Origin of the sequence: Marivirga sp. (assembly GCF_024636815.1) — a bacterium.
In the GTDB taxonomy this organism is placed as follows: Bacteria; Bacteroidota; Bacteroidia; order Cytophagales; family Cyclobacteriaceae; genus Marivirga.
In genome coordinates, this window is the sequence record NZ_JAGXGF010000062.1 from 21,877 (window position 1) to 45,862 (window position 23,986).

Below are 23,986 nucleotides of genomic sequence, written 5' to 3' on the forward strand. Positions count from 1 at the left end.
ACAATGAGGTCATTTTGGTTTATAGACTCATCAAATCTTTAAATTTTGTTGCTTGCCTACGGCTAACCTCTACTTTATCACCGCCTTTTAATTTTACCATTAAGCCACCATTGAACCAAGTTTCAATTTCATCTATCCATTCTAAATTGATGATATGTTTTCGGCTTACTCTAAAGAAATGTTTGTTATCAAGCTTTTCATCCAAAGCATTCAATGATTTATGAATCATCGGCTTGTTTTTATCAAAATACACCTTGATGTAATTACCATCAGATTCAAATAAACGAACATCTTTAAGCTTCACAAACCAACAATTATCTCCATCTTTTACGAAAACCTGATCGTTGACAGTAAGTTGGCTGCCATTCTTTTGCTTCTCTTCTTGTGCTTCTACCTCTTTTCTAATTTTATTGACCGATTCCGTCAACCTTTTGGGTTCAATTGGCTTCAAAAGGTAATCCAATGCATTAAATTCAAAAGCTTTTAAAGCATATTCATCATAAGCAGTGGTAAATATAACCTTAGGTGTTTTTTCTAAGGTTTCTAATAATTCAAAGCCTGTTCTGCCCGGCATCTGAATATCTAAAAATATCATGTCAGGATTTAGCTTATCAATCATTTCTTCCGCTTCATCAGCATTAGCTGCCTCACCTAATATTTCAATATCTTTATATTCAGCTAATAAATTACTTAATTCTTTGCGAGCCAATCTTTCATCATCAATAATTAATACCTTCATATTTATAAATTAAAATTTTCAATAACTGATTTGCGGAATTTTTAATGTGGTTAAAACCGTTCCTTCTTTTTCATTTTTGATACTAAACGAAGCTTCTTTATCAAAGATTAATTTTAATCTCTGTTTTGTATTTTCTATCCCAAAGCCTTTGCTTTTCCGTCTTTTATCCAACTTAAAATTTCCAGAATTCCTGATAAAGATATTTAATTTTTTTTTATCATCCACTTGCGTTTCAATGGATAGCTTACCTCCATAAGTTAAGTTTGAAATACCATGTTTGATTCCATTCTCTACCAAAGTTTGAATCATTAAAGGCGGGACTTGATATTTATAAGAATCTGGATGAATCACGAACTCAGTGGTCAACCTCTCTTCATATCTGATCTTTTCTAGTGCTAAAAAGTCGATCACCGTATTTAATTCATCATTAAAGTTAATCAATCTTTTTTTATCCAGAATTAATGAGTTCCTGAGAATATTGGACAATTGCGTAATAGAATTCTTCGCCTTTACAGGATCTTCATCAACCAATGCCCTCACACTGTTCAAAGCATTGAATATAAAATGAGGATTTAGCTGTGATTTCAAATTATTGAGTTCAATCTCATTCATAGCTGCATCAAACTTGAGGGAGCGATTGTAATTTTCCACGTAGTGATACATGAAATAGACCAAAGACCAGAGGAAATACAAAATTAGATTGGCTAGAATGCTCAAGAATATCACAATTGGATTGAGATCGAAAGCCGGATCAAGCAACCCTAATATTGAGGAAATTCCAAATAGAAAGGCATAGTTGATAATACTTAAAATTAGACAGGCGATAACTACCCTTACTACCAGTTTCTGGATAATGATTTTCAGCCAGCCATTTCTGATAATAAAATTTCTGTAGAGATGAGTTATGGTAATATAAAAAGGCACTAAAATAAGCTGACCAATAGCCTGCTCAGTAGAAAGTCTTTCTCCCAGATACGCCAAGTAAATATTCAACAAGCCATAAGCTGTCCAACCTAGAATTTGAAGCGTCCAATACAGTACTTTTTTATTCATTTCCTATCTAGCTCAAAAAATGGATGATTCCTTTTTTAGTCTTCACAAAATAAGCCTCTTTTTCCAGATTTATAAAACCGCCTGTCAAATCGCGTGACATTTATGTTTTATCTTTTTGGCGCTTTACTTTTGGTACGTATGGTCGAATAATTAAACGTGTCCCTTTATCATAGGTAAAATAGTTCCAAATCCAGTTACTGAGAATTACAATTTTATTCCTAAAACCTACTATAGATATCAAGTGTACAAACATCCAAATAAACCAGGCGAAAAACCCACCAAAATGAAGGTTTTTAGGTAAATCAACAACAGCCTTATTACGCCCAACTGTAGCCATGCTTCCTTTATCTAAGTATTTAAATGGCTTTTGTTCTTTCCCTTTCATGGAAGCTAAGATATTTTTTGCCAGTCTCTCACCTTGTTGCATTGCCACGGGTGCCAGCATTGGATGTCCTTTTGGAAAGTCTTCTGTTTCCATAAGCGCAATATCCCCAACTGCATAAATATTTTGAGTGCCTTCCACTAAATTAAAATGATTCACTTTATATCTACTGTTTTTCACGCTTTCTTCAGAAAGACCTTCAATCACATTACCCATTACTCCGGCACCCCAAAGCAAAGTAGCTGCAGGGATTGATTCATCATTACTAAAAACTACTTTTTCACCGTCATAGCTATCCACCATTGTGTTAAGCTTCACCTTTACTTCAAATTTCTTGAGGTATTGTTGTGCTTTCTTATCAGCAAATTCAGACATCCCCCCTAAAAGTCTGTCCATTCCTTCCACTAAGTAAATATTAAAGTTATTGAAATCTAAATCAGGATAATCATTTGGCAATACATGTTTTTTAAGTTCTCCTAAAGCACCAGCCAACTCCACTCCGGTAGGGCCACCACCTACGATTACGATATTCATTAAACGCTCTATCTTTTCTTCATCGGAGCTTAAAACCGCTTCTTCAAAATTTTGCAAAATATGACTTCTGAAATCTAATGCCTGAGGAATCTGCTTGAGTGGAAATGCTTTTTCGAATTTCTCATTTTGCCCAAAAAAATTGGTTTTAGAACCAGCTGCTATTATAAGATAATCAAAAGTTAATTCTCCAACATTACTGATAACTCTACTTTCCTTTTGATCAATCTGAGAGACCGTAGCCATTCGAAAATAAATATTCTTATGGTTTTCCAGCAATTTCCTTAAAGGCCCAGCAATTGAATCAGGTTCAAGACCTGCTGTAGCCACTTGGTAGAGTAATGGCTGAAAAGTGTGATAATTATGCCTATCAAGCAATACCACTTGAACATCCTGACCAGCAAACTTTTTAGCCATTGTGATACCAGCAAAGCCTCCTCCAATTATAACTATTCTTTTTTTATTTGTATTGGGAATTTTAAACGAATTGGGCTTATCCATATAAGTGAATTTTATTAAAAGTAGACTCTTTATTAACTCCGATAAATCTATTAAGTTTTATGTATAAAAAGGAGAAAAATTAAGTACTATCATTTACTTATTCTTACATATGTTTACGAATTTTAGAAATGGCATCTCTTCAAAAAACTAAAGATTAAAATCTCTTGAAAAGGTCCTAAATAAGAGGCAGGAAATCGAAAAAAATATATGTTTAAATAACCTAAAACAAGAATATTTTTAGCCAAGCTTTATTAAGTTCAATTCCATCCATTTAATAGAGAATTAATCAATCTGAAACACTTGTTTAACTTATTGATTATCAATTTTTTATATTATCTATGCTTCCTGAAAATATGGGGTTTTCTATTTAGAATAAAATACAATCCGACAAGGAATAAAAGCTGTTTTTAATCCATCTCTTTATCTAAAAACAAAATATTCTAGCGCCAGGTAAATAATTGCCAATATTTTCTAAATTTTACAGAATAATTCATTTTATATATATTTATTACATATAAAGTACATGTACCAAATTATTTACTAATAAATAGGAGCAACTTTCCAACAATATTTCGCGTCAACCCTATATAAGAACCTAAAACAAAATATTATGAAAAGGGTAGTGATAATTTTAGCAATGATTTTTGCATTCGGTAACGTATATGCAAATGAAGAGAAAGTGTCCAATGATGAAAAATTAACCAAGGAAATAAAGGCTGAAATGGAAAAGCCATTCTTTTTTATTAGCGATTTAGAAAAAGAACCTGATGTATTGATATATAGCATTGAAGGGAGCCTTTTACACAGCTTTCAAAAAGAAAATATCGATCCTGTGGCGATGAGAAATGCAGATTTGATTATGGAAATCAATTCGCAAAAAATATTTATTAAAGTAAAGGAACTAAATCCTAGTATTTAGGATTAGGTAGGTATAGTTTAATTCATAGTGAATGGTTGATGTTTTGGTAAGTAAAAGCCTCCGTGCCGAAAAGCAGGAGGCTTTTTACTTTATCAAAATAATACTGTTTATTTACTATTAATTACCTTCCGCCACAGAATCTAATAGTCTCAAGGCATTTGGCCCCAAGTGCTTTGCAATAATTTTTCTGTAGCTAGGACTATTTCTATAAGATTCTGTTAGGAATTCGTTAAAAGGCTTTACCCAATCACTATTTTTAGGCATTAAAATCCCAAACTCTTCAGCGGTTTGATCACCAGCAGGATGTCTTTTAATCGGCTTATTTGACTGAATAGCATCTAAATAATAAGTGAAATCGATATTGATGAAATAATTTTCGTCTCTACTAATCATTACCATTCCCTCATCAAAATAATTAACATACTCAATTTGTAATGAAGGGAAGTGCTTGTTTTTAATTTTCATAATCTGCTCCTCATTAGTAGTGCCCTTTATTGTAATTGCTGTTTTACCTGCAAATAACTCAGAAATATTTGAGATATCATTTAATGTTGGAACAGATTTATTAGTTAGCAACATGGCTATATTTGTAATGTAAGGTGGGCTGAAATTGTATTCTTGTTCTCTTTTCGATGTAATGGTAGTGTTGCTTAAGCCAAACACACCATTAGATGACTTTTTAACTGCTTGCAAATAATCGGTAAAATTATTGGCGTGTTGCTTTTCCATTGTGGAGTTGACTGTAATTCCATATTTATCTAAAAGGAAAAATTCAAAGTCACTCATTATGTCTGCACAAACTCCAGTAACTTCTCCTCCAATGTTGGCAGCAAAACCTGGTGCTTCAGAATATACATAGGTTAAATTGGCTGTTTTGCTTTGCTTGGCTTTGGCAAAAGTATCGCCTGAAAATTGTGCATGTGATTTTAACCCCATGAATATCAAGAGAATCATCAATACTGAATTGAATAATAGCTTTTTCATAGTATCTATTTAGTGTCCAATTAGAAAAGTACTTAAACCAATTTAAATTAAGAAGTAATTTTCTGTAAAACATATACTTTTATCGATAATATTAAATTTATAAAAGAACGAATGTTGAAATATTGAATAAAATCGCTATAAAGTATAATTATTCATATTATATATAACATTATTTTGTCGGGAATAAAAAAAGCACAGTATCTTTCGAAACTGTGCTTTACATATTTTAAAAATTTAGCTACTTAGCTATCAATAGAGCCCATTACTCGTTTCATAAACCCATTCAAAGCTTCCTTTTTATCTGTACCTGACCTTATATCTCTATGTACTTCTAATGCACCTGAGAAATTAGATAATAATTCCCCTATTACCTCAAGCTCTTCATCTTTTATTCCTTTCGCTTCAATTAAATCTTCGAGTAGATCAATGCTTTCTACCACATAATCCTCATCATTTTTCTCCACGAACTCTACTATGTGTTTAATTATTGGTAACCTCATCTAATAAATCTGTTATAATGCTTGGTTTATTTCCTGAAATTGAATTCACTAATTTCCCATTTTTAAATCCTGCAAAAGTTGGTAAATTTTTAACCTCAGCCAATGATCTTGAATTTGGCAATTTCTCTGCATCCACATAAACAAATTTTATGTTCTCATTCTCCCCTGCCAATCTTTTGAATTTTGGTTTGGTGATTTTACAATTTCCACACCATGTGGCACCATATTGCACCATTACTAATTCATTTCCTTCAACTATTTCTTGTAAATTATCTTCTGCTAATTCTATCATTTTCAAATTCGTTTAATATCTTATATTTAACTGAACCACAAAAGTACAAATAGGTTACGATTAATTAAATTGATTGTTTACATATGATTATAGACAAAATCTATACGCCTAGAGATTGTTTATAACTGCTCATAAACTCTATTGAAAGATGTTGCTTTCATAACATATGATTCTATTTCGTTTATAGGCATTCTTTCTTGCTCAGTACTATCCCTGTGTCTTATAGTCACAGTATCATCTTCTAAAGTCTGATGATCCACAGCAATACAGAAAGGTGTTCCAATTAAATCCTGACGAGTATATCGTTTACCTATGGAAGCTGCTTCTTCATAAACCACATTGAAAGCTCCTTTTAAGGATTTGTATATTTCTTTTCCTTTTTCAGGCAAGCCGTCTTTTTTAGTTAAAGGCAAAATAGCCGCTTTAACTGGTGCTAAAGCTGGATGTAATTTCAAATAAGTTCTAGTCTTAACATTATCCCCTTCTCCTACTTCTTCATTTTTGAAAGCACTACAAAACAGCATTAAAAACAATCGATCGCAACCAACCGAAGTTTCGACTACATATGGGATATAGTTTTTACCCACTTCCGGATCGAAATACTGTAATTTCTTTTTGGATACTTCTTGATGGCTTTTTAAATCAAAGTCCGTACGACTGTGGATTCCTTCCACTTCTTTAAATCCAAATGGAAATTTATATTCTACATCAACCGCTGCATTTGCATAATGGGCAAGTTTCTCATGCTCATGTAGACGCAAATCTTCATCTGCTATACCAATAGCTTTATGCCATTTTAAGCGCATATCTCTCCACTTCTCATACCATCCCATTTCTTCTCCAGGGCGCACGAAAAATTGCATCTCCATCTGCTCAAATTCTCTCATCCTGAATATAAACTGACGGGCTACAATTTCATTTCTGAAAGCCTTACCAATTTGAGCAATCCCAAAGGGCACTTTCATTCTGGCAGTTTTTTGAACATTTAAGAAATTAACAAAAATACCCTGAGCAGTTTCTGGTCTTAAATAAATTTTACCAGAACCATCGGACACACTACCAATATGAGTGGAAAACATTAAATTAAACTGACGAACCTCAGTCCAGTTAGCTGTGCCTGAAATCGGACAATTTATTCCCTCAGCAATAATCAATTCTCTAACCGCATCTAAATCTTCCGCTTGCAATAACTGACCTGCTTTTTTCAATAATGCATCTGCCTTTTCCTGATCACCAGCATTTTCATATTCTGCAGCTTTTTCCTCTAATAATACATCTGCTCTGTATCTCTTCTTGGAATCCTTATTGTCAATCATCGGGTCATTGAAACTTTCAATGTGACCAGAAGCTTTCCAAGTATCAGAATGCATGAAAATTGCAGAGTCTAAACCCACAATATCATCATTGAAGCGAGTCATGGTATTCCACCATAGCTCCTTTATATTTTTCTTTAATTCTGCTCCGTACGGACCATAGTCATATACAGCCTGCAAACCTTCATAAATTTCGCTTGAAGGAAATACAAAACCATATTCTTTCGCGTGAGCAATTATATCTCTAAAAAGTGTGTTTTCGGGAGTTTGTTCTTTCTTTGCCATGCCGCAAAGATAAATTAAATAGAGCCTATTAGGCAATTACATGAGAAAATTTTATACCTATTTGACATTCAGAGATATGACAATAATTTATGTTAATAAATTCTACGAATTCTCATGATGGATTGGAAATGATTGTTTGAAATTTTAAGATTTAGGTAATTTTATCCTAAAAGTTGTGCCTTCACCTTTTTCGGATTCGAGAGTTATCCTTCCTCCCAATCTTTCTACCATATCTTTTACAATATATAATCCTAAACCTGAACCTTTGGAATTTTCAGATGCTCGGAAAAACATATCAAATATTTTTGATTGAACCTCATTTGGAATCCCTTGTCCATTATCGATAACTTTTATTACAATTTCTTCCTCTAAATCTTCTGTTTGAACTGCCACATATTTACCGGGATGAACATGACGGTGGTATTTAATGGCATTATCCACTAAATTATTTAGTATAATCCCCAATCTACCTTTATCAGTATCTAGTATTGTATCCTCTTCAATTCTCATTCTAAAATCTATATCAGCTGAGAGCTCACGATATTGTGTATTTTCAAAGATTTCCTTCACCAAATCACGAAGGTTCACAGGTCCGTTAATAATCTCTGTGCGAGTATTTCTGGCAAAACTGATGATTTCATCAATAAACGTATAAAGCTTTTTAACTCTATTTTTCATCATTCCGAGCAATTGCTTGAGCTCCTGACTATCTTCTGTGGTATCGCCTATATTAATTAGACCTTGTATAGAATTTAAAGGTGCTCGCAAATCATGGGAAACACTATAAACAAATCGATCAAGTTCTGCATTGGTTTGTTCTAATAGCTGATTTTTCTCTTTTATCTCTTCTTCTTTTACTTTCTTATCAGTGATGTCTACTAAAGAGCCTACCATTCTTACAGGTTTTTCATCCTGAGACCATTTGGCCTGACCAGACCCCTGAAACCAACGATAACTTCCATCTTTACATTTTAATTTATATTCAACTGAGAACGGCTCCTTATTTTGAAGATGACGCTTAAAATCACTTACCAATCGAGGATAGTCTGATTTTTCAGCTAATAAATTTTTAAAACTATGTTGATCTGGAGAAAATTCTGTCGGCTTGTAGCCCAATAACTCATACAATTTTGGAGACCACCATTGCTGATCCTTATTGATGTTTTCCCAATCCCATATTCCAGCATTGGTGCCCTCAACTGCCAATCTAAATCTTTCTTCACTTTCCTTTAATTTTCGATCTTGCTCTAAAATTTTCTGTTCAGATTTATATTGCAACTTCACCTGGAAATAAATCACTACAATAAGACCCACAAAAGTGAAAAAATAATTTAGAAAGTAAATTTTATCTTCCTTGGCTTCATTGATAGTATCAACCGAAACGATTTTATAAGCAGTAAATTCACTTATGACAAAACAAGCAAAAGCAATAAAGCCGTAGAACAACCATATTTTTACATTTTTATAGCCAAATAGAGTAATCGATGCTACTAGAATGGGAAAAAGATATAACTGAGATCCATAATATTTCCCTTCATTGGACATGAAAATAAAAACAAAAAATATGGCGATAAGCAATAAGCTATGTTTCGCTAATTCATACTTACCAAAACGATTTAATAAAAATGCAAATACACCACCAAGGATCCCCACCATAAAAGATGGAGTTAAAGAAGAGTCCCACAAAAAGACGTTTAACAAGCCATTTACCGAACTTATAAAAGTTAGTATAATACAACAGGCCCCTACTAATAAAGCTTTACGGTAATCTCCTTCAGATTTTATGCGAGTCCCCTCACCCAATATAATATTTCGAAATAAATATTTTTTCATACTGATAAGCAGTAAATATACTTATTTTTCGAAATTTCTTTAATTAGCCAAGATGTAATCTATTCTTGAAGATGTATTGTTTACCTAGGTTTTGTAATCTTATTAATCTTTGATAATGACTAAACAGAAATTGGGCTTCTATAATGATTTTAAATAGATGTAATAAAATTAGGGCTATTTTATTAATACTTTGCAAGCATAAAAGTACCCATAGTATGCTTATTTTCAACTACAACTTCTTTGTAAGGCTCAATCAATTTTAAATTAAGCTTCTTTAAATCTGCAGCAAAAGCATCAACATTGGTAATAAAGCGTGTTTGTCCATGTGGAAATTGAATAATCCCTTCTTCAATTTCTATTATGTTTTCAGGAAGGTATCGGTCGGTCATAGTTCGAATAAAGATTTTGCCATTTGGCTTTAACAGTCGAGCAAGTTCCCTCATCATATTATCAAAATGCTCCCTGCTTTTTGCAAAATGCAAAACAGCACTGCAAATAATCACATCAAAAGTGAAATTGGGGAAAAGGATCTTATCCAACTTCATAATTTGGAAGCGGGCATCAATATCCGTCAATTTATATTGCTTGGCTATTAGCTTTAGAAAATTTATTGCATCGGGGTTTTGGTCAATACCGAATATATCCATGCCATTCTTCAAGCAATAGGTTATATTTCTTCCTTCCCCACAGCCTGCATCCAATATTTTGGCATTATCTGCTAAATATCCTTTTAGTATGAAATCAAGCCAGTAGAGGTCGACATTGCCCAGCTCACTATTCAGTTGTTTCCAATCCATTTCTATATTGGCTATAAGATTTTTCAAATGCTGTTTTGCCTAATTCTACCAGCTCATTGCTTTTATAAAATTCAAAGGTTCCGCATGAATTTCTGGAAATCTGAATCAACATATCCGGCTTGATGATCTCCATCTGTAAATTGGTCATTTTCTCCTGCATTAAATCAATAGACCTATTCAGTAAATCAAAATAACCTAGTTTTTTGGGAATAGCATTGGCTTCCTTTTGATTGTTAGAAGGAAAAAGATTTTTAATTCGATTGGTAAAGTCTTCCAAAAACTGCTTATTTTTTTCGTCTTGTTGCAATTCTTCGGCTGTTACTGCTACTTTCTTTTCAAAAGGGATAGTAGCATTGACATCCACTGCAATTAAAATATCTCCTTTAGTTCTTTTTACCCTATTTAAAGGAATAGGGTTTAATACTCCACCATCAACGATTTCTTCATTATCATGATATACGGGCGTCATTACGGTTGGTATTGCACAGGAAGCGCGCAAGGCATCTATCAAATTTCCTTCTGAGAAAAGCACCTCTCTTTGCGTTCTAATATTTGAGGCCACAGCTGTAAATGGTATATGAAAGTCTTCAATATTAAATTCCCCGAGAAGCTTTCGCATTTCCTTAAATACTTTTTCACCCCGAACTACACCCTGGAAACTTAGGGTGAAATCCAATAGTTTAAAAACATCAATTTTATCAAAATGGGTAACCCATTCTTTATATTCTTGCATCTTCCCGGCAGCATACAATCCGCCTATGACTGCCCCCATACTGGAGCCTGAAATAGATGAGATTTCAAAGCCATTTTCTTCCAGTGCTTCAATTACACCAATATGGGCAACTCCTCTGGCACCACCACTGCCTAAAACTAAGGCTACTTTTTGTTTCATTATTTAAAAAATTTAGGTAGAAGCAATTTAGGAAAAAAAGAAATGAGAATGGAAATTTAAGGAGATTTGATTGGTGGCAAAAAAAATATTAGGCGTTAAAAGATTCATGCTATAAACTACCACTCAATTAGCATCAAGTTGTTCAATATCTGCTTTAGCTTTTTCGAGTTTTGGATCAATGATTACCGAATTAAAATTATTCCAAAAGTCTTCATTATATGGTTTTTTAACTTTGAATAAATCTTGGTCTATGGCTATGGTTTCCTTATTCCTAATCCTTCTAAAATCCCTTCTTCTTGTTTTTACATCCGTTACATAAAAAGCGGCATCATAAAACTGAACGGCTGATTCCCCGTCTTCTGTTTCTGTTTGCCAAGCACCTTTTACAGGCTTCTTCCACTTAATGTAGCTTAAGTAATACTTTCTGCCAATCTTTCGATATGTTACAACTGATTGCCTATAAATATTATTTAAAAAAAGATCCTCCTGATTTTTGAATCGGATTTCATCAGAATCTTCTACAGGAATAAAGTAGTGATTATATTCTAATTTTACAATTCCAAAATCATTTGCATTGATATACGTTTTCCCTGAGGTTTGAAGTCCACCAATATGGAAAGTAGGGGAGTAAAAATTTAAAACATAAATTAGCTCATTATTAGATTGGATAACTGAATCTAGTTCAAAATCGAATCGATTATATATTCCAACTAAAAACCTATACTTATCCTCGCTATTGTAAGCTCGAATAAAGTCAAATTCAAAAGATTTATATAAGTTGTTTTCATCACCTCCGAAAAGTAGCTTGTAAATCTCTTTATAGAAACTATAATCTATATAATCTTCGCTCTTTTTTAATTCATCCAAGCGTATTTTTAACCGGCTGTACGGGACATCAAACCCATTATCCTGTACTGAAACAGCTGCCTCTAATAACCTTACATAATTCTTATTCTTAACTACCATTTCTCTGTAAAAACCTTTCAGGAGAAATGCCCTTCGAGGATAATTAAACGGTATTCTCTTAATAGCTCTGCCAACAATCGCACTAAGTGTATCATTAGTTGGCTTCACTAGTACCTCCTTTAGCATCCCTTTTTCTGGAATTAAATAATAATCTGATTCTTGGCTTATTAAATTGGACACCAATAGTTCTAAGTCTTCATATCCAATCGAGGAGTTAACCACTGTATCGTCAGTATCTCTCATTTGAAATTTAAAGCTAAATAGACCTTCTTCATTCGAATGGGTACCGAGGGTTGTGCCTTTTATGTGGATATTGGCAAAAGGAATGGTAGTTGAATCTGCTTCGGAAAATAGGGTTCCACTGATTTGTTGGGAAAGCTGTTTTCCTTCCTGAGATTTTAACATTGTGGAGTTAAGAAATAAAAGCAGCAATGCGAGGAATAAAACTCTCATATTGTGGGTCTGTAAATTTTAAGGTTGAAGCCAATCTACAAATTAAATTTAATTCAACTAAAAGAACAAGATATTTTTCGAGCTCAAGGCCGTTAAAGAATCACTCTTTGAGTTTTCTCTTTCTGTACTCTAGCAAAAGTATGGTTCCTTGCATCACTATTACGGATATAATACCGTAGGTCGAATTGAACAAAAAGATGCCAAAGGAAACGATAAGGAGTAGAAGTTTTACAAATGTGGTATTCTGGATGATTTCTAATATCTTATGAAATTCTAATTATATAAAGCCTCTAAAGCCACACATAAATTTAGATTTTTAGTTTTTGATAATAATCTGGTTAAACCTGAATCATAAAGCGAAATCCATTGGTCATAATCCAATTTACTTCTGCAAAACGTCTTCTCTTGATCATATTTATTCGTGAGGTAAAATTCAGGCTTTACTGAATTATCAATTTTTATACTTTCAAAGGAAACAAAAATTCCGTCTTTTGGTATTTCAATATTGTACGAAATAAAATCATTAATAATTACATTTTTATTTAATCCATTATCAGCCTTGATTATCTTATTAGAAAAAGAGAACTCCGAACCAGGTTTTCCTCTATTATTATAATAAAAATGAATTCTAAAAAGTGGACTCTCATTTGCATTTCTAATTTTCAAAATAACCTTGTCAACCAAGCCTGTTAAATCATTATTATCTGGTTTTATTAAAGTTGCCAATTCCCATCCATTAGGAATCTGAACTGAAATCCTACTCCTTTTTGTAAATCCTATTGTTCTTGTTTTATCTCTACTGTAATTATTTGCGTAAACAGTAACCTCTTCAAGCATCTTCTTGGATGGATCTAGAAATATAGTATCGTTTATCAAACTTAGTTGTATTTTAGAAACTCCATAACCTGCACATGAAATCATAATACTGTCTACCTGTGAGTTAATACTGAAATAGCCTACGGAATCCGCATAAAATCCTTTATTAAATGGAGGCTCTGAAATAATCGCAAATGGAATAGTACTTTTATTTATCGAATCATATAAAAGCTTCTGATTAAAATTTTGTCCTACAACTTGAAAGTTGAATACAAATAGCAAGGCCAAGAGAAGTTTGTTCATTTTATTCTAAATATTAAAAAGGAGAACATTAATCCTCCTTTTGTTTTAAATTGTATTTTTGTAATATTTCTAATAAACAGATTGTGAAGGTGCTTCAGCATCACAAGAAGTAGAGGGAATCCAGAAAAAGTAAGAAGTAGTGCAACACCAATCATAACCAAATCCGGATGGCGTGCAAGTTGTTTCAGAACCAAACATTTTAGCACTAGCACCGTGGATAAGGCCCACACTTAGTAATACTGTTAACATACCCGTTAACAGTACATTTTTCAATTTGAAATTAAACTTTTTCATAAAATTAAGATTTATTAGTTAAACATACACAAATAACTAAAAAAATATTACGCGTTTTATTCATATTCAAATAACATTATTTATATTTGAATAATTAGAACCAAAACCTTAAAGTCATGTCCATTGGAGATCACATCCGAAAAATACGCCTCAAAAAAGGCTATAGCCAACAATTTATAGCTGACAGCATAGGAACAAGCCAAAGTAAATTCAATAGAATTGAAAATGGTAAATCTGATATTTTGCTAAATGACTTATTAGAAATCTGTCAAATACTGAGAATAAATTACATTGAATTGCTTCAGTCATCTCATTCAGATCAATCAATTGAAAAAGATGAAATTGAAATACCCGAGCTTTACAAGGGGATGAAATCATTGAAAAGCGAACTCTTAGAAATTAAAGAACGTTTGTATTCAAATAGGGGGGGGTAAATCCTTTGAAAGTATCTTTTCCGAAGTTCTAAGCTTTGGAAAATCTTTTAAAAACTCTTGTATTATTTTCTTTTTTATGCTTTATAACAGCTCTCCTTCTGCTAAATTGACAGACATAACACCCCTATGATCCCCTCAAGGGGATAGTCTCACAGATTTAAATTGGTGGAAATTTAATATTCTAAGTACCAAATGGAAATAAAGAAATTTCTACTTATTCACCTCAATAAACTTATTCACATCCTTTGATTTGCCCAGAAGAATCATGATATCGGTTTCTTTAAGGAAAGTGTCGGCTCGGGGTACGCCTATGATATGCTCTACTTGTTGTAATTGCCCTTCCACTTTTTCGTCATATAATCTTTTAACTGTAATCAAGTTGAGGTTTTATTTTTCTCTTAGTCCTATTTCACTAATAGTCTGGTCTACAACTCTAGAAGGGGTATTAATTTCCACAATCTCGTAATCATCCGGCAAAGGAAGGAAGGATTTCATGTTTGGATGGAGCAACATTTCCGCTACTGTCTTCCCAACAGTTTCTTCAGGTGAAAGGATTTCTTCTATCCCCATTTTCTCCAAAATCATGCGTTGCTGTGCATTGGCAGCTCTTGCAATAATTCGTTCTACTTCCAATTCTAAAAGTAGTACAGTAGTCAATAAAAGTCCTTCAAAGTTCTCTCCAATCGCCACCACAATAGCATCCATATCCTGAATGTTTTGTGCTTTCAAAGCTTTAACATCCGTAGAATCCAGAGCAACCGCATAGGCTACATCATCCTTAATAGCTTCTACTTTATCAAGGTCAATATCAATGGCTAACACTTCTGCGCCACTGTCACTTAAAGTACGAGCGATAGATTCTCCAAACTGTCCTAATCCGATTACTGCAAAACGATTGGTCATGAGCTTACATTTTTGAGGTAAGATACTAAAACTTCTAAGCCTTTATCAAATTTATTATTATTTGGGATAATAACATCGGCATCGTATTTAAAGGGATCGATATATTTTTCGTAAGTAGGCGCCACATGTTTTTCATAGCGATATAATACATCATCCAAATCATATCCACGCTCAGAATTATCTCTCATAATTCTTCTTTTGAGCTTTACATAGTCTTTGGCATCAATGAACACCTTTAAATCCAGCAACTTGATTAATTCAGGGAAATAGAAAACAAATAAGCCTTCCACCACAATAATTTTGGAAGGTTTGAATTCCAACATCTTGGGCACTACATCCGGATTATTGAATGTATATTCCTTTCTGCTTACAGGCTTCCCTTCTTTCAGCATTTTAATATCACGCGTATAGTCATCAAACTCAATGGATTGAGGGGTATCAAAGTTTTCAACCCCATTTTCATCCTTGGGTTGTAAATGACGGTCTTTGTAATAATTATCTTGGGAAACCAGGCAGATTTCATCTTTAGGGAAATGATTGAGTAAACTTTTCAGAAACATCGTTTTTCCTGATGCACTTCCTCCTGTGATGCCTACAATGAATGGATTGATCATGAATGCAAAACTAGTGTTTTAAACTGTTTTTAAGAATTTGTTTGTAAAAAATCGACCAGTTTTCTTACTGCGATTGATCGGTGAGATATTTTATTCTTTTCCTCCAGACTCATTTGAGCAAAAGTTTGTGAATAGCTACTCGGTATAAAAATAGGATCATAACCAAAACCTTTATCTCCATTATGTTCTTTGGCAATCTCCCCTTCTACTATCCCTTCGAAAAAATGTTTTTGATTATTAATGAAAGCACAAATAACGGTTCTAAATCTAGCTGCTCTATTACTGGAAGATCTCAATCTTTCCAACAGAAGTGCCATATTATTTTCATCGGAGCGTTGAGGCCCAGCATATCGTGCAGAAAAAACCCCTGGCTCACCATTTAAAGCTTCCACTTCTATGCCCGTATCATCCGCAAAACAATTGATATTGTAATGATCATAAACATACTCTGCCTTTTGCTGAGCATTGCCTTCAAGGGTACTTTGATCTTCTCTTAGCTCTTCATTGCATCCAATATCATTCAAGCTAAGCAATTGAAAATCGTCTCCTAAAAGTTGGGCTACCTCCTTTATTTTATTGACATTATTTGTAGCAAAACAAAGCTTCATGAAATCAATAACTATTTAATCTTATTCGGAACTCAACATTTTCACCATTAGGAATATTTCGTGGCAAGACTTCACTAATCCCCTTATTGATCAATAACTCACCTGGAATGAAAACTCTATAATCAGCTCCTCTATTCATTTCAGTTATGGCTATCTTAAATCCTATCGCAACCTGATTAGATCTTAAAGAATAATTAGCTTCAATTGCTGAAACAAAGGTTTCATTTTCACTAATAATTCGACCTTCAAAATCAATTATAACGGCTGAACAAAAACTAGGAGAATTACCAACTCCTGATTCTAACACTGAATATCTAATTCCAGAGGAATGTGTATTATATTCAATTCCTTCAGATTCAAGGTAAGTTTCAATTTGATTAATCTGATTTTCCAGTCTTGTCTGATCTACTGAAACTTCTGGTGGTTGATCACACTGAATTTCTGACTGACAAGAAATGATAACTAAAAGTAAAACACTTATCGATAAAAGATATTTGATCATTCTTGATGGTTTTTAATTATTGACGCTCAATAGTTCTACTTCAAAAAGTAGAACGGTATTCGGTGGTATTGAAGAATTACCTCTAGGTCCGTAGGCCATATAAGAAGGAAGAATTAAAGTAGCCTTTGTACCCTCATTTAATAATTTAATACCAACATCCCAACCAAAAATAACTTGACCTTTACCCAGGGTAAAACTAAATGGTTGATAAGTTCTTGATTCGCTATATATTTCTTCTTCTTTTGCTATAGATTCTATAGAAGTATCGAAAACCTTTCCATCGAGGAATTTACCAACATAATTAACCTCAACTTGCTGACCGTTTTCAGGTTTAGCTCCATTTCCTTCTTCCTTTATAATGTAAAATAAATCGTATGAAAGGTCTCTTTGAGCTGTCAGGTTATTTTCTTCTAGATATTCTTCTATAATTTGTACGTCCTTAGCTAATTGCTCTTCAGGACATTCCCCTCTAAGATTTTCACACTCATCATTGTCACAAGATGAAAACAGGACTGTAACTAGTCCTGCCATCATCAAATAAATAACTTTTTTCATATTATTTTACCTCCACTAGCTCAACATCAAATATTAAGGTTGAATTTGGCGGTACTGCTGCACCTGAGCCACGAGCTCCGTAACCTAATCCTGATGGAATATACAAAGTAGCTTCACTTCCTTCATTTAAAAGCATAATACCTTCATCCCATCCTCTAATTACTCTTCCTTTTCCAATAGGAATTTCGATGGGCCCATATGTTCTTTGTGGGTTATAAACTCCTTCTTCTCTAGCCAAATCTTCATAAGATGTGTCAAATACTGTCCCATCTAATAATTTACCTACATAATTTACTTTTACAGTATCTCCTGCTTCTGGCTTCTCACCTGATGTTTCTTCAGTAATCATATAAAATAATCCAGACTCCGTTCTGTTAGCCTCAATTCCGTTTTCTGAAAGGAAATCTTTTATCAATTCATCATCAATTCCCTTTTGCTTTTCGGCATCTTTTTGCATTTTCTCCATAGCCTCAGCTCTCTTTTGCTGTTGCCATTCCATGAAACCAGCAGTATCAAGTTTTTGAAGCGCTTTAGCATAAACAGTTAATCTTTCTGCTTCATCCTTATCCGGTGAAACTGGTTGTCTGAAACCTTCAGTTAATACTTGACTAGCCGTAAGTTTTGTTTTGATGCTATCTCCTATTTTCAACTCTTTTAAAATTGAAAATAATGGGCCTCTGGTTGAAAGTATTGAATCATTGATTTGAACAGGTAACTCCCCTACTTCTTTACTATCCAACATTACGGAATCTTTGCTGTCCACAAGTTTTAAAGAATAAATAGCAAAATCGCCTTCTTCAAAAGCTTCACCATCATTTGACTCAATTAATACATATTCAACTCCGTCTGCCGTTTTTTCTTGTTTTGCACTGTCACATGCCCAAAAAAGGCTAAGTGCAAGTAATCCTAATACTAAACTTTTATAATTGTTCATAAACTTCTATTTTTTCTCTATTTTGTAATTGTGTTGCGTATTTTTTAATAATTCCTTCAAATAAATTAACGGTTTCCTCCAAGGTCTTTTCAACTTTACCTCCTGCCGCATTTTTGTGTCCTCCACCTTTAAAATATTCTCCCGCAAGAGCATTGACTTCAAAATCGCCAATTGATCTTAAAGATAATTTAGTACCGTCTTCCGTTTCAGTAAAAAGGGCAGCTACTGTAATTCCTTCTACTGATAGAGCATAATTTACTAAACCTTCAGTATCTCCATTTTTGGAATTAAATTTTTCCAAATCTTCCATTGAAATGGCAAAATATGCAGCATGTTCTTTTTCAAATACTCTAAGTCGTTCACTCAAAGCAAAGCCTAAGAATTTCAAACGATCTAAGGAGTTAGTATCGTATATTAATCGGGAAACTTCTGAATTATTTGCTCCTAAGCTGATTAATTCAGCCACTATTTCGTGAACTTCCTGAGTAGTATTAGGATGTTTGAAGGATCCGGTATCTGTCATGATACCTGCATATAGACAATCTGCTGTGTCACTATCTACTTGTTCTTTATCTCCAAATAGCTTAATTAATTTAAATATCAACTGAGCCGTGGAAGCAGATTCCATGTCATGATAGACATATTCAGCAAAATCATCCGGATCGCGATGGTGGTCAATCAAAACTTTATCAGCTTTGGAAGCCGCTACTGCGTCACCTAATTCGTTAATCCTTTTTAGATTAGAAAAATCTAAACAGAAAATTAGATCCGCCTCTGCAACCAATTTCTTTGCTTTTGCCTCGTTTCCATTTTCGTTAAAAACCATAACCATATCATTACCTTTCATCCATTTTAAGAATTTCGGGTAATCGGTAGGCGTAATCACAGTTACACTATGACCAGTCTTTATCAAGTAATTATAAATTCCCAAGCTACTGCCCAATGCATCGGCATCAGGTTTTTGGTGGGTAGTAATTACAATATTTTGAGGTTTTTCTAATACCTCTTTTAGTTTTAATATATCCTGCATGAATCAGATTAACCCTGTGGGGATTAAATTGATTTGCAAAGTTGACAAGAAAATCATGAAAAACAAACGCCTAAAGGGCTGAGCCTATGCTAAAAAAGGCAATTCATTATGAGTTTAAGGAAATATAATATTTCATATCAGATTAATCCCTTAAATTTGCATCATTAAATATTCAAAATAATAAATTAAACACAATGGCTGGAAACAGAACATTTACGATGATTAAGCCCGGTGCAGTGGCTGAAAACAACATAGGCGCAATTACTAAAATGATTGAAGAAGGTGGATTTCGAATTGTATCAATGAAAATGACCAAATTAAGCGAAGAAAGAGCAGGACAGTTTTATGCTGTACATAAGGAGCGTCCTTTCTTTAAAGACTTAGTAGCTTATATGTCTGGAGGTAATATTGTTGCTATGATCTTGGAAAAAGACAATGCAGTAGAAGATTTCAGAAAATTAATAGGAGCTACTAATCCTGCAGATGCTGAAGAAGGAACCATTAGAAAAATATTTGCTACTTCTATAGAAGCAAATGCTGTACATGGGTCTGATTCTGACGAAAATGCGCAAATTGAAGGAAGTTTCTTCTTTGCTGATATTGAAAAGTTCTAAGAAAAGACATTAGATTCTAAAATCAAGAAAAGAGCCTTCGAAAGTAATTTCGAAGGCTCTTTTCTTTAACTGCCTTTAAATTTGATTTAGTTGAAATTTTAATTCGTTACGATCTCCGAGGCAGCTGGAGAATCAAATATTTCTTTAAAACTATATCTGTAAATTACCTGGAATAGGATATTGTAAGACATTGAAGACATAGAGCTCGGAGTATTCTGCTTATTTTGTTCAAGACTGTCCTTTACAATTGCCCGCTCTTTAAACTGATTTAAAGAATCAGTTTTTTCACACTTTTTCTTTTCAGGTTCAGCCTCAACTTTTTCTTTCTCCTCTTTTTCTTTTGCTGAAACTTCAAATACACAAAATGCACCTAGTAATAAAATAATGATACTGGCTTTTTTGAAATCAAACATTGTTATTACATTTTGATGTTACCAAATATATTGAATTATAATCAATTTATATCAAAACGTATTGATAACTTCCTTTATGCTGTAAGGTTTGTATTAATTTTATATCAAAAACAAAATTTTCCTTTTGTTAGAGTGACATTAGCTCTTTTTTCATTTATATTAATGACAAATTAAATATCACTACCATGGAACTTACTCGACTATTTGATTTATTGAGCTATCAAAAAGCAAATAATCCACTTAATGATGCCTTTTCATATAAATATGATGGGGTCTGGAAAAATTACAGTACTGATGATGTCATCAATATCGTAAATGCTATTTCTCGCGGTTTTCTTAAATTGGGATTGGCTAAAAATGATAAAGTAGGCATAGTATCTTCCAATCGACCAGAATGGAATTTTATTGACCTGGCACTTCAGCAAATTGGTGCAGTGAGCGTACCCATGTATCCTACTATAACGCCTAAAGACTATAAATTTATTTTTGAGGATTCAGGCTTAAAATATGTTTTTGCTGAAGAACAGGAGCTTTATGATAAAGTAAGGAAAGCCTCAGAAGGTCTTCCCTTTATTAAAAATATTTACTCTTTCGATAAGCTGGATGGAATTCCGCAATGGACTGAATTAAAAGAGAGTGGTGAAAAAGATGAAACAGATTTGCAGCCTTACCGAGATGCTGTAGATCCGGAGGATTTAGTGACCTTGATTTATACTTCCGGCACCACAGGCAATCCAAAAGGTGTGATGTTGACGCATAAAAACGTATTGAGCAACGCAAAAGCTGTAAATGAAAATTTGGATGTAGATGGTCTGAGAAAATCTTTAAGCTTTCTACCGCTTTGCCATATTTTTGAAAGAACCAGTGTTTACTTTTATATATATAGGGGTGTTTCAGTTTATTATGCTGAGAGCCTTGAAAAAATTGGTGATAACCTGAAAGAGGTTCAACCCGATATGTTTACCACAGTACCGAGACTTCTCGAAAAAATCTATGATAAAATCGTAGCCAAAGGAATGGAGCTTTCCGGGATTAAAAAATCATTATTTTTCTGGGCTTTAAACTTAGGCCATAAATATGACCGGAATAAAGATCAGGGTGCATGGTATAACTTTCAATTGAAATTAGCCAATAAGCTCATCTTTAGTAAATGGAGAGAAGCAGTAGGTGGAAACATTAAATTGATCGCTTCAGGTGGTGCTGCTCTTCAACCTAGACTGGCTACAATTTTCTGGTCAGCGCAAATACCTGTTTTAGAAGCTTACGGATTAACAGAAACTTCTCCTGGTATTGCTTTTAATAGATTTAATAAAGAAGATATGTTGATCGGAACCGTTGGTCCAGCTTTACCAGGAGTGGAAATTAAAATAGCAGAGGATGGCGAGGTCTTGGCAAAAGGACCTAATATTATGAAAGGCTATTACAATCAGCCTGAAAAGACAGATGAAGTAATAGATAAAGATGGTTGGTTCCATACCGGTGATATAGGAGAAATAATTAATGGGAAATTCTTAAAAATCACTGACCGTAAAAAAGAGATGTTCAAAACATCCGGTGGAAAGTATGTTGCTCCTCAATATATCGAAAACAAGCTAAAAGAATCTACAATGATTGAAATGGCCATGGTTGTTGGTGATGGGCAAAAATTCCCGGGTGCTTTAATCGTGCCTAATTTTGAGGCCTTGAAAGAATGGTGCCACCATAAAGGAATAGCCTATTCCTCAGATGCAGAAATGGTAAAACAGCAAAATATCATTGATAAATTTCAGAAAGAAATTGATAAAGCCAATGAACAATTTGCTCAATATGAAAGAATCAAAAAGACTGTTTTACTGCCAAAAGCATGGACAGTTGAGAATCATGAACTGACCGCTAAGTTGAGCTTAAAAAGAAAGATTATTGAAAGCAATTATCAAAAAGAGATTGAGAGTATTTATAATGGGTGATAAATATCAATCTGCGAAGTAATTTAATAACTGCAGCAGCTAAGTTTCTAAGTTCTGAAAGGCAGAAAGATTCATTTTTAAGGTATTTCGCCCTTTCAGGGCTTTGAGGCTAGTTTTTTTTATTTTATCACACAGGGCTTCACCCTGTGTTAGAATATGACGGCCTTTCAGGCCTACAAGTCAAAATGCCCCAGTTCTACAAATTCCCATAATTTGAATTTAAGAAACATTTAGTATTTAATTGGATAAGACAAGTCCCGAAGGGATGACATATTTTAGCGTGGAGTGAAACCCTGCGCTAAAAAATTTAAGATTCAACCAAGCCCTGAAAGGGCGTAATAATTTTCGCCTTAACCTTAGTATATTTTTATTTATCCTGAATTCTAAACTCTACCTAGCCAACAATATTTCTTCAATTCGGTATAATAACATGAATCAAAAATCATTAACTATGAAGAATCCGATCATTATATCCACATTTATTTTCAGCTTTTTGGTAGTCATATCTTGCCAGGCTGAACCTGATAAAGAAAAATTGCCAGTAGATTTTGAAGTAGTCACTATAGCAGAGAATTTGAATAACCCCTGGGGCATGACTTGGTTGCCTGATGGAAGAATGCTGGTAACCGAAAGGAGCGGTGAAATTTCAGTCATTGAAAATGATAAATTTTCAGGCAAAAAGTTAAATGGTGTTCCTGAAGTTTATGATAAAAACCAGGGAGGTTTACTCGATATACAGCTACACCCTGATTATGAAAATAATGGATGGATTTATTTCAGTTTCTCTAAACCGGGCGATGGTGGCGGCAGTACTGCCATTATGAGAGCGAAATTAAATGGAGATAACCTAACTGATAAAGAACTGATTTACGAATCTTTCCCAAAAACTAAATCAGGAGTCCACTTTGGTTCTCGTATTGATTTTAAAGACGGTTATGTTTTCTTCAGTATAGGCGAAAGAGGCGAAATGGATAATGCACAATCTGTAGGAAATCCTTATGGAAAAGTACACAGACTACATGAAAATGGTGATGTGCCCGAAGATAATCCTTTTGTGAAAATCCCGGATGCAGAAAAAAGTATTTGGAGTTATGGCCATAGAAATCCGCAAGGCATGGAGTTTCATCCTGAGACTGGTGAATTATGGTCCCATGAGCATGGCCCTAAAGGTGGAGATGAAATAAACATAGTGAAAAAAGGAAAAAATTACGGCTGGCCTGAAATCAGTTACGGAATTGATTATGATGGTAGCATCATTACTGATGAAACTAAAAAAGAAGGCATGATGCAGCCTATTCATTATTGGGATCCTTCTATTGCTCCTTGCGGAATGACTTTTGTGACCAGTGATCGTTATCCTGCATGGAAAAATAACATCCTTTTAGGCTCACTTAAATTCCAATATTTATGCCGAGTAGTTTTGGATGGAGAAGGAAACTATGTGGAAGAAGAAAAATTGTTAGAAGGCATAGGCAGAGTGAGACATGTAGCCGAAAGCCCTGACGGTTATATTTATGTTGCTGTTGAAGGTCCAGGCAAAATTGTTAAACTAATGCCAAAAAAATAAAACTTTTTTCAAT

27 protein-coding genes are annotated in these 23,986 nt (G+C 33.8%); 5 read left to right on the forward strand and 22 right to left on the reverse strand.

Annotated features, from left to right (window positions below; translation table 11 throughout):
- Positions 1 to 19 precede the first annotated feature (19 nt).
- From Q0L29_RS04770 to Q0L29_RS04780, 3 genes are all read right to left on the reverse strand, one after another.
- A complete protein-coding gene (locus Q0L29_RS04770) occupies positions 20 to 739 on the reverse strand; it encodes a LytTR family transcriptional regulator DNA-binding domain-containing protein (protein ID WP_296619515.1) in 720 nt (239 codons plus the stop codon).
- An 18-nt stretch (positions 740 to 757) separates the two neighbouring features.
- Positions 758 to 1,792, reverse strand: coding sequence for a sensor histidine kinase (locus Q0L29_RS04775; protein ID WP_296619517.1), 1,035 nt, complete (start codon positions 1,790 to 1,792; stop codon positions 758 to 760).
- A gap of 100 nt (positions 1,793 to 1,892) precedes the next feature.
- Positions 1,893 to 3,206 (reverse strand): NAD(P)/FAD-dependent oxidoreductase, encoded by a 1,314-nt coding sequence (locus Q0L29_RS04780; protein ID WP_296619518.1) that lies wholly within the window; start codon positions 3,204 to 3,206, stop codon positions 1,893 to 1,895.
- Between the two features lie 610 nt (positions 3,207 to 3,816).
- Here Q0L29_RS04780 and Q0L29_RS04785 point away from each other — a divergent pair.
- Positions 3,817 to 4,125, forward strand: a complete 309-nt coding sequence (locus tag Q0L29_RS04785; protein ID WP_296619519.1) for a hypothetical protein — start codon at positions 3,817 to 3,819, stop codon at positions 4,123 to 4,125.
- A gap of 117 nt (positions 4,126 to 4,242) precedes the next feature.
- On the opposite strand, the gene Q0L29_RS04790 is transcribed toward Q0L29_RS04785, so the two are convergent.
- From Q0L29_RS04790 to Q0L29_RS04835, 10 genes are all read right to left on the reverse strand, one after another.
- Positions 4,243 to 5,109 carry an ABC transporter substrate-binding protein gene (locus Q0L29_RS04790; RefSeq protein WP_296619521.1) on the reverse strand — a complete coding sequence of 289 codons (867 nt, stop codon included), beginning with the start codon at positions 5,107 to 5,109 and terminating at the stop codon, positions 4,243 to 4,245.
- Between the two features lie 242 nt (positions 5,110 to 5,351).
- Positions 5,352 to 5,609, reverse strand: coding sequence for a hypothetical protein (locus Q0L29_RS04795; RefSeq protein WP_296619522.1), 258 nt, complete (start codon positions 5,607 to 5,609; stop codon positions 5,352 to 5,354).
- Entirely contained in the window at positions 5,590 to 5,901 is a 312-nt protein-coding gene (locus tag Q0L29_RS04800) for a co-chaperone YbbN (RefSeq protein WP_296619524.1), read from the reverse strand. The genes Q0L29_RS04795 and Q0L29_RS04800 overlap by 20 nt, the downstream gene beginning before the upstream one ends.
- A gap of 119 nt (positions 5,902 to 6,020) precedes the next feature.
- Positions 6,021 to 7,499: a glycine--tRNA ligase gene (locus Q0L29_RS04805; RefSeq protein WP_296619526.1), complete on the reverse strand. Its 1,479-nt coding sequence runs from the start codon at positions 7,497 to 7,499 to the stop codon at positions 6,021 to 6,023.
- A gap of 144 nt (positions 7,500 to 7,643) precedes the next feature.
- Positions 7,644 to 9,332: a PAS domain-containing sensor histidine kinase gene (locus Q0L29_RS04810; RefSeq protein WP_296619528.1), complete on the reverse strand. Its 1,689-nt coding sequence runs from the start codon at positions 9,330 to 9,332 to the stop codon at positions 7,644 to 7,646.
- A 182-nt stretch (positions 9,333 to 9,514) separates the two neighbouring features.
- The gene (locus Q0L29_RS04815; RefSeq protein WP_296619530.1) at positions 9,515 to 10,129 is read right to left on the reverse strand and encodes a bifunctional 2-polyprenyl-6-hydroxyphenol methylase/3-demethylubiquinol 3-O-methyltransferase UbiG; all 615 of its coding nucleotides are present in this window, start codon (positions 10,127 to 10,129) and stop codon (positions 9,515 to 9,517) included.
- Positions 10,107 to 11,021 (reverse strand): patatin-like phospholipase family protein, encoded by a 915-nt coding sequence (locus Q0L29_RS04820; RefSeq protein WP_296619531.1) that lies wholly within the window; start codon positions 11,019 to 11,021, stop codon positions 10,107 to 10,109. The genes Q0L29_RS04815 and Q0L29_RS04820 overlap by 23 nt, the downstream gene beginning before the upstream one ends.
- 123 nt (positions 11,022 to 11,144) lie before the next feature.
- Complete coding sequence (locus tag Q0L29_RS04825) at positions 11,145 to 12,392, reverse strand: carboxypeptidase-like regulatory domain-containing protein (RefSeq protein ID WP_296619533.1); 1,248 nt, start codon at positions 12,390 to 12,392, stop codon at positions 11,145 to 11,147.
- A gap of 321 nt (positions 12,393 to 12,713) precedes the next feature.
- Positions 12,714 to 13,559 (reverse strand): hypothetical protein, encoded by an 846-nt coding sequence (locus tag Q0L29_RS04830; protein ID WP_296619535.1) that lies wholly within the window; start codon positions 13,557 to 13,559, stop codon positions 12,714 to 12,716.
- Positions 13,560 to 13,628: 69 nt separating this feature from the next.
- Complete coding sequence (locus Q0L29_RS04835; protein WP_296619536.1) at positions 13,629 to 13,853, reverse strand: hypothetical protein; 225 nt, start codon at positions 13,851 to 13,853, stop codon at positions 13,629 to 13,631.
- 116 nt (positions 13,854 to 13,969) lie between these two features.
- Here Q0L29_RS04835 and Q0L29_RS04840 point away from each other — a divergent pair, with 116 nt between their 5' ends.
- Entirely contained in the window at positions 13,970 to 14,287 is a 318-nt protein-coding gene (locus Q0L29_RS04840; protein ID WP_296619537.1) for a helix-turn-helix transcriptional regulator, read from the forward strand.
- A gap of 210 nt (positions 14,288 to 14,497) precedes the next feature.
- Here Q0L29_RS04840 and Q0L29_RS04845 read toward each other — a convergent pair whose 3' ends face one another.
- The 8 genes from Q0L29_RS04845 to Q0L29_RS04880 are packed head-to-tail and all read right to left on the reverse strand — an operon-like array spanning position 14,498 to position 19,433.
- The gene (locus Q0L29_RS04845; protein WP_296619539.1) at positions 14,498 to 14,665 is read right to left on the reverse strand and encodes a hypothetical protein; all 168 of its coding nucleotides are present in this window, start codon (positions 14,663 to 14,665) and stop codon (positions 14,498 to 14,500) included.
- 9 nt (positions 14,666 to 14,674) lie between these two features.
- On the reverse strand, positions 14,675 to 15,190 hold the full coding sequence (locus Q0L29_RS04850) for a TrkA family potassium uptake protein (RefSeq protein ID WP_296619541.1): 516 nt from the start codon (positions 15,188 to 15,190) through the stop codon (positions 14,675 to 14,677).
- Positions 15,187 to 15,804 (reverse strand): uridine kinase, encoded by a 618-nt coding sequence (gene udk / locus Q0L29_RS04855; RefSeq protein WP_296619543.1) that lies wholly within the window; start codon positions 15,802 to 15,804, stop codon positions 15,187 to 15,189. The genes Q0L29_RS04850 and udk overlap by 4 nt, the downstream gene beginning before the upstream one ends.
- 29 nt (positions 15,805 to 15,833) lie before the next feature.
- Complete coding sequence (locus Q0L29_RS04860) at positions 15,834 to 16,412, reverse strand: non-canonical purine NTP diphosphatase (protein ID WP_296619545.1); 579 nt, start codon at positions 16,410 to 16,412, stop codon at positions 15,834 to 15,836.
- A 4-nt stretch (positions 16,413 to 16,416) separates the two neighbouring features.
- A complete protein-coding gene (locus tag Q0L29_RS04865) occupies positions 16,417 to 16,914 on the reverse strand; it encodes an FKBP-type peptidyl-prolyl cis-trans isomerase (RefSeq protein WP_296619547.1) in 498 nt (165 codons plus the stop codon).
- 12 nt (positions 16,915 to 16,926) lie between these two features.
- Entirely contained in the window at positions 16,927 to 17,469 is a 543-nt protein-coding gene (locus tag Q0L29_RS04870; protein ID WP_296619549.1) for an FKBP-type peptidyl-prolyl cis-trans isomerase, read from the reverse strand.
- A 1-nt stretch (position 17,470) separates the two neighbouring features.
- Positions 17,471 to 18,403: an FKBP-type peptidyl-prolyl cis-trans isomerase gene (locus Q0L29_RS04875; RefSeq protein WP_296619551.1), complete on the reverse strand. Its 933-nt coding sequence runs from the start codon at positions 18,401 to 18,403 to the stop codon at positions 17,471 to 17,473.
- On the reverse strand, positions 18,390 to 19,433 hold the full coding sequence (locus tag Q0L29_RS04880; RefSeq protein ID WP_296619553.1) for a bifunctional oligoribonuclease/PAP phosphatase NrnA: 1,044 nt from the start codon (positions 19,431 to 19,433) through the stop codon (positions 18,390 to 18,392). Before Q0L29_RS04880 ends, Q0L29_RS04875 begins: the two co-directional genes overlap by 14 nt.
- A gap of 194 nt (positions 19,434 to 19,627) precedes the next feature.
- Here Q0L29_RS04880 and Q0L29_RS04885 point away from each other — a divergent pair, with 194 nt between their 5' ends.
- The gene (locus Q0L29_RS04885; protein ID WP_296619555.1) at positions 19,628 to 20,047 is read left to right on the forward strand and encodes a nucleoside-diphosphate kinase; all 420 of its coding nucleotides are present in this window, start codon (positions 19,628 to 19,630) and stop codon (positions 20,045 to 20,047) included.
- 98 nt (positions 20,048 to 20,145) lie between these two features.
- On the opposite strand, the gene Q0L29_RS04890 is transcribed toward Q0L29_RS04885, so the two are convergent.
- Positions 20,146 to 20,460: a hypothetical protein gene (locus tag Q0L29_RS04890; RefSeq protein WP_296619557.1), complete on the reverse strand. Its 315-nt coding sequence runs from the start codon at positions 20,458 to 20,460 to the stop codon at positions 20,146 to 20,148.
- A gap of 185 nt (positions 20,461 to 20,645) precedes the next feature.
- Between Q0L29_RS04890 and Q0L29_RS04895 the strand changes: the two genes are divergently transcribed.
- Positions 20,646 to 22,406 (forward strand): long-chain fatty acid--CoA ligase, encoded by a 1,761-nt coding sequence (locus Q0L29_RS04895; RefSeq protein ID WP_296619558.1) that lies wholly within the window; start codon positions 20,646 to 20,648, stop codon positions 22,404 to 22,406.
- Between the two features lie 451 nt (positions 22,407 to 22,857).
- On the forward strand, positions 22,858 to 23,973 hold the full coding sequence (locus Q0L29_RS04900) for a PQQ-dependent sugar dehydrogenase (RefSeq protein WP_296619561.1): 1,116 nt from the start codon (positions 22,858 to 22,860) through the stop codon (positions 23,971 to 23,973).
- Positions 23,974 to 23,986 lie beyond the last annotated feature (13 nt).

Coding starts and splice junctions, on each gene's coding strand:
- Q0L29_RS04770 (WP_296619515.1), bottom strand. CDS start 739: ATGAAGGTATTAATTATTGATGATGAAAGATTGGCTCGCAAAGAATTA.
- Q0L29_RS04775 (WP_296619517.1), bottom strand. CDS start 1,792: ATGAATAAAAAAGTACTGTATTGGACGCTTCAAATTCTAGGTTGGACA.
- Q0L29_RS04780 (WP_296619518.1), bottom strand. CDS start 3,206: ATGGATAAGCCCAATTCGTTTAAAATTCCCAATACAAATAAAAAAAGA.
- Q0L29_RS04785 (WP_296619519.1), top strand. CDS start 3,817: ATGAAAAGGGTAGTGATAATTTTAGCAATGATTTTTGCATTCGGTAAC.
- Q0L29_RS04790 (WP_296619521.1), bottom strand. CDS start 5,109: ATGAAAAAGCTATTATTCAATTCAGTATTGATGATTCTCTTGATATTC.
- Q0L29_RS04795 (WP_296619522.1), bottom strand. CDS start 5,609: ATGAGGTTACCAATAATTAAACACATAGTAGAGTTCGTGGAGAAAAAT.
- Q0L29_RS04800 (WP_296619524.1), bottom strand. CDS start 5,901: ATGATAGAATTAGCAGAAGATAATTTACAAGAAATAGTTGAAGGAAAT.
- Q0L29_RS04805 (WP_296619526.1), bottom strand. CDS start 7,499: ATGGCAAAGAAAGAACAAACTCCCGAAAACACACTTTTTAGAGATATA.
- Q0L29_RS04810 (WP_296619528.1), bottom strand. CDS start 9,332: ATGAAAAAATATTTATTTCGAAATATTATATTGGGTGAGGGGACTCGC.
- Q0L29_RS04815 (WP_296619530.1), bottom strand. CDS start 10,129: ATGGATTGGAAACAACTGAATAGTGAGCTGGGCAATGTCGACCTCTAC.
- Q0L29_RS04820 (WP_296619531.1), bottom strand. CDS start 11,021: ATGAAACAAAAAGTAGCCTTAGTTTTAGGCAGTGGTGGTGCCAGAGGA.
- Q0L29_RS04825 (WP_296619533.1), bottom strand. CDS start 12,392: ATGTTAAAATCTCAGGAAGGAAAACAGCTTTCCCAACAAATCAGTGGA.
- Q0L29_RS04830 (WP_296619535.1), bottom strand. CDS start 13,559: ATGAACAAACTTCTCTTGGCCTTGCTATTTGTATTCAACTTTCAAGTT.
- Q0L29_RS04835 (WP_296619536.1), bottom strand. CDS start 13,853: ATGAAAAAGTTTAATTTCAAATTGAAAAATGTACTGTTAACGGGTATG.
- Q0L29_RS04840 (WP_296619537.1), top strand. CDS start 13,970: ATGTCCATTGGAGATCACATCCGAAAAATACGCCTCAAAAAAGGCTAT.
- Q0L29_RS04850 (WP_296619541.1), bottom strand. CDS start 15,190: ATGACCAATCGTTTTGCAGTAATCGGATTAGGACAGTTTGGAGAATCT.
- udk (WP_296619543.1), bottom strand. CDS start 15,804: ATGATCAATCCATTCATTGTAGGCATCACAGGAGGAAGTGCATCAGGA.
- Q0L29_RS04860 (WP_296619545.1), bottom strand. CDS start 16,412: ATGAAGCTTTGTTTTGCTACAAATAATGTCAATAAAATAAAGGAGGTA.
- Q0L29_RS04865 (WP_296619547.1), bottom strand. CDS start 16,914: ATGATCAAATATCTTTTATCGATAAGTGTTTTACTTTTAGTTATCATT.
- Q0L29_RS04870 (WP_296619549.1), bottom strand. CDS start 17,469: ATGAAAAAAGTTATTTATTTGATGATGGCAGGACTAGTTACAGTCCTG.
- Q0L29_RS04875 (WP_296619551.1), bottom strand. CDS start 18,403: ATGAACAATTATAAAAGTTTAGTATTAGGATTACTTGCACTTAGCCTT.
- Q0L29_RS04880 (WP_296619553.1), bottom strand. CDS start 19,433: ATGCAGGATATATTAAAACTAAAAGAGGTATTAGAAAAACCTCAAAAT.
- Q0L29_RS04885 (WP_296619555.1), top strand. CDS start 19,628: ATGGCTGGAAACAGAACATTTACGATGATTAAGCCCGGTGCAGTGGCT.
- Q0L29_RS04890 (WP_296619557.1), bottom strand. CDS start 20,460: ATGTTTGATTTCAAAAAAGCCAGTATCATTATTTTATTACTAGGTGCA.
- Q0L29_RS04895 (WP_296619558.1), top strand. CDS start 20,646: ATGGAACTTACTCGACTATTTGATTTATTGAGCTATCAAAAAGCAAAT.
- Q0L29_RS04900 (WP_296619561.1), top strand. CDS start 22,858: ATGAAGAATCCGATCATTATATCCACATTTATTTTCAGCTTTTTGGTA.